The organism is Pseudoxanthomonas putridarboris, from assembly GCF_038321125.1.
Lineage (GTDB): Bacteria > Pseudomonadota > Gammaproteobacteria > Xanthomonadales > Xanthomonadaceae > Pseudoxanthomonas_A > Pseudoxanthomonas_A putridarboris.
This window is the reverse complement of sequence record NZ_JBBWWT010000022.1, coordinates 1-1,831: the sequence shown is the minus strand read 5'-3', so window position 1 is coordinate 1,831 and position 1,831 is coordinate 1. Positions and strand designations below refer to the sequence as shown.

The window sequence follows — 1,831 nt, the reverse complement described above, 5'->3', positions numbered from 1 at the left end:
CGGCATAGCGGCGGCATTGCCGGATGAAGGCTTCCACATCATCACCGCTGAACACTTCCAAGTGCAGCAAAGGCCGGGTCATCGGCCCATTGCCGATGGGCCTCACCGACGCCGGAACATCTTCGCCCAGATAGCCGATGACGTCCCCGGCGCGAACCGGCGACGGCTCGGCCAACACCACCACGCGGTCGAATGCGTCCGGCGTACCTTGCGCCCTCAGGCTGCCCAGATGCACCCAACCCTTCGGGGCCGTGGCGTCCGCCGTACCATACAGTTCGCACGTGCCAGACAGTACACTGGAGACCTTGCCCCATTTTCCATCGGCCGATTTTTCGCTGATCGTCAATTGGGCGCCGCGAGAAAGCCAGCCTATCTTTTCGCTTCTGGCGCTCCCGGCCTTGCGGATGTTGAGTCCCGGCTGCTGGCCTTGCGCTTGAGGATTGTCGTCCCGATTGGTGTTCTTCACCTCATGGCGCTTAGGACCTTTCCACCACGCCGGCGTCGGACGCTGGGGAGCGGCCAGATAGCTGGCGTAGTCGCCCAAGTGCATGTACAAGCTGTACACCGTCAGTGGCCTGGGCGGCTGCGGCTGCGGGGCGGGGCGCGCGCCAGCGGTAGTCTGGGGCGCAGGCAATTTGGGGGGTTGCAGCGAATGCCGGACCAGCACGAAACCGGTGGAGTACGGCAGTATCGGCGTGCTGCCGGCGATTCCGCCTGGCTTCCCATCGGGATAACGATTGTCTATCCGGTACGCCACCACTTCGCCATCGGCTATGCAACGCACGCCACCTTCTTGTGAGAAGGTATTGGCCGATGCCTTGGAAAAGTGGATGCCACCATGCCAAAGGCCATGCGTTCCCAGCAGATAGTGCCCGCCCGTGACCATCGCCAGGCCTTTGTAGAACTCCAGGGGATCAGCGAACTCTTTCTCTTCCTTGGTCTTGAATGGATAACCGAAGCTTGTGGTCGGCGTGAGAGTTTTGACAGGGGTGTTCATAGCGGCTCGCTCGGTTAGTCGGTGTAGCGCCAGTTCCAGAGTTGCTCCGTAGGTTCACCTTCAAAGGGATCGCTCAGAACCGACAACGAATTGCCTTTGCCGTCACCCGTGATTTGCAGTTGGCCCTTGACGAGGATCGTCGTCCCCTCGATGGTGATGCCGCTGCTGTCGATGGTCAGCGTGCCGCCGGGGCCGCGGATGATGGTCTTGTCGGCTGTTTCCAGTTCATGGACCCGCGTGCGTTCGGTGATGCGTTCGCCGGCCTCAATGTCGTGCCGGCCCTCCACCCGGTGGCGGTAGTGCCCGCCCGTGGTCACCGTGCGGCTGGCCTTGGTCGTCTCCTGGCGCTGGTTGCCCACCTCTTCGATCAGATCCTGGCCCACCGTCTGCCGCCGCGTGCCCGTGATCGCCAGCGTGTGGTCCCGGCCGATGCGCTCCGACCGATCCTGGCCCACCCCCAGCGTCTCGTCCCGCGCCACCTGCTCGGTGCGGTCGTTGCCGATGGTGATGGTCTCGTCGTGGCCCACTTCTTCGGTGCGGTCGTTGCCCACCCGCGTGGTCTCGTCGTGCTCCACCACGTTGTTCTGGTCGCGCTGGGCGTGCACGTAGATTTCTTCCCGCCCGGCCTCGTCCTCGAACCGGATTTCGTTGGAGCCCTCGCCCTTGTGCGTCTGGCTCTTCCAGGTGCTGCGCGTCTTGTGCTGCGGCAGCGCATACGGCGGACGGTTGGCCGCGTGGTAGGCCCGACCGGTCACGATGGGCTGGTCCGGGTCGCCCTCCAGGAAGCTCACCAGCACTTCGTGCCCGATGCGCGGCAGCACCTGCATCCCGTAG

Annotated in this window: 2 protein-coding genes; both read right to left on the bottom strand. The window is 64.0% G+C overall.

What is annotated here, in order from left to right; genetic code table 11:
* A partial coding sequence (locus tag AAD027_RS18985) for an SH3 domain-containing protein (RefSeq protein WP_341727604.1) occupies positions 1–997 on the bottom strand: 997 nt, incomplete at its 3' end.
* Between the two features lie 14 nt (positions 998–1,011).
* Positions 1,012–1,831 (bottom strand): type VI secretion system Vgr family protein (locus AAD027_RS18980; protein WP_341727603.1); only part of this gene is annotated, 820 nt, incomplete at its 5' end.